Raw genomic sequence first — 2,370 nt, forward strand, 5'->3', positions numbered from 1 at the left:
ATCATATCGGTGGTATGGTAGACGCTGTTAAAAGAGGTCTTAATAAATTAATTGAAGGTTTAAACTGGGTCGGTGGTAAGTTGGGTATGGACAAAATACCGAAGTTACACACTGGTACTGAACATACGCATACTACTACAAGATTAGTTAAGAACGGTAAGATTGCGCGGGATACGTTCGCTACGGTTGGGGATAAAGGACGTGGAAATGGTCCGAATGGTTTCAGAAATGAAATGATTGAATTCCCTAATGGCAAACGGGTACTTACGCCTAATACAGATACGACAGCGTACTTACCTAAAGGTTCAAAAGTATATAACGGCGCACAAACTTATTCAATGTTAAATGGAACGCTTCCAAGATTTAGCATAGGTACTATGTGGAAAGATATTAAATCCGGTGCATCATCGGCATTTAACTGGACAAAAGATCAAATAGGTAAAGGTACAAAGTGGCTTGGCGATAAAGTTGGTGATGTCATGGACTTTATCGATAATCCAGGCAAACTTTTAAATTATGTACTTCAAGCGTTTGGAGTTGATTTCAGTTCTCTAACTAAAGGTATGGGTATTGCTGGCGATATAACAAAAGCTGCATGGTCTAAGATTAAGAAAAGTGCAATCAAGTGGCTTGAGGATGCTTTCGCAGAGTCGGGTGATGGCGGTGTATTAGATATGAATAAATTACGTTACTTATACGGTCACACTGCTGCTTATACACGAGAAACCGGACGCCCATTCCATGAAGGTCTGGATTTTGATTACATTTACGAACCTGTTCCATCAACCATTAATGGTAGAGCACAAGTTATGCCTTTTCATAATGGTGGTTATGGAAAATGGGTGAAAATTGTAAAGGGCGCCTTAGAAGTTATTTATGCACATTTATCTAAATATAAAGTTAAAACTGGTCAACAAGTTAGGGTCGGCCAGACTGTTGGTATATCGGGGAATACGGGGTTTAGTACAGGACCTCACTTACATTATGAGATGCGTTGGAATGGAAGACATAGAGACCCGTTACCGTGGTTAAGAAAGAATAATGGGGGCGGCAAAAGTACACCCGGTGGTAATGGTGCAGCTAATGCTAGACGAGCTATTAAGGCTGCTCAAAATATTTTAGGAGGAAGGTATAAGGCGAGTTGGATTACTAACGAGATGATGCGTGTTGCGAGTCGTGAATCCAATTATACAGCTAATGCAGTCAATAATTGGGATAGCAACGCAAGAGCTGGTATACCTTCAAGAGGTATGTTCCAAATGATAGATCCTTCATTTAGAGCGTACGCAAAGTCGGGTTACAATAATCCTCTCAACCCAACTCATCAAGCTATATCGGCTATGAGATATATTGTGGGTAAATGGGTACCAAGAACAGGCTCATGGAGAGCTGCGTTCAAACGCGCTGGTGATTACGCATATGCTACTGGTGGCAAAGTCTATAACGGATTGTACCACTTAGGGGAAGAAGGATATCCAGAGTGGATAATACCTACTGATCCAAGTAGAGCGAACGAAGCACACAAATTATTAGCTTTAGCTGCTAACGATATTGATAACCGCTCTAAAAATAAGCGACCAAACAACTTACCAAATCCAAGTATAAGTAATAGTGATACAAACTATATTCATACATTGGAGAATAAACTGGATGCGGTTATTAATTGTTTGGTTAGTTTGGTTGAGTCTAATCAAGTTATTGCAGATAAGGATTACGAACCAGTTATTAATAAGTATGTGTTTGAAGATGAGGTAAATAATTCTATCGATAAACGAGAGCGTCACGAATCTACAAGAGTTAGATTTAGAAGAGGAGGCACGATAATCTAATGCAAGATACAATTCAAATAGACAATAAAACCATTGAATGGTTAGTTGTACAAAGAGGGTTTGAGATACCCTCTTTTAATTTTGTTACTGAAAAAGAAAGTGTGAAAGGTAGAACAGGTTCTATTGCTAAAGCTCGTTATCTAAATGATATCGAATTTGAATTACCTCTAATAATTAGAAATGAAGTCTTGGCGCCAGGTGGACAAAAAACGCATGACGATATATTGGAAGAGTTAGTTGAATTTTTTGATATTGACAATTTAAAGCCGAAAAAACTTAAATTCAAATCTCAAAACTGGTATTGGTTTGCATACTTTGATGGACCATTAAAATTACCGAAAAACCCAAGAGGTTCAGTGAAGTTCACTATCAAAGTAGTACTAACAGACCCTTACAAATATTCAGTAACAGGAAATAAAAATACTGCGATTTCAGACCAAGTTTCAGTTGTAAATAGTGGGACTGCTGACACTCCTTTAATTGTTGAAGCCCGAGCAATTAAACCATCTAGTTACTTTATGATCACTAAAAATGATGAAGA

The 2,370-nt window shown here is 38.2% G+C and carries 2 protein-coding genes; both read left to right on the forward strand.

Annotated features, from left to right (window positions below; all coding sequences use genetic code 11):
* A partial coding sequence (locus IDG60_RS11215; protein ID WP_206160701.1) for a peptidoglycan DD-metalloendopeptidase family protein occupies positions 1-1,829 on the forward strand: 1,829 nt, incomplete at its 5' end.
* A partial coding sequence (locus tag IDG60_RS11220; protein WP_188016726.1) for a phage tail domain-containing protein occupies positions 1,829-2,370 on the forward strand: 542 nt, incomplete at its 3' end. The genes IDG60_RS11215 and IDG60_RS11220, both read left to right, overlap by 1 nt.

The organism is Staphylococcus sp. EG-SA-2, assembly GCF_017152085.1.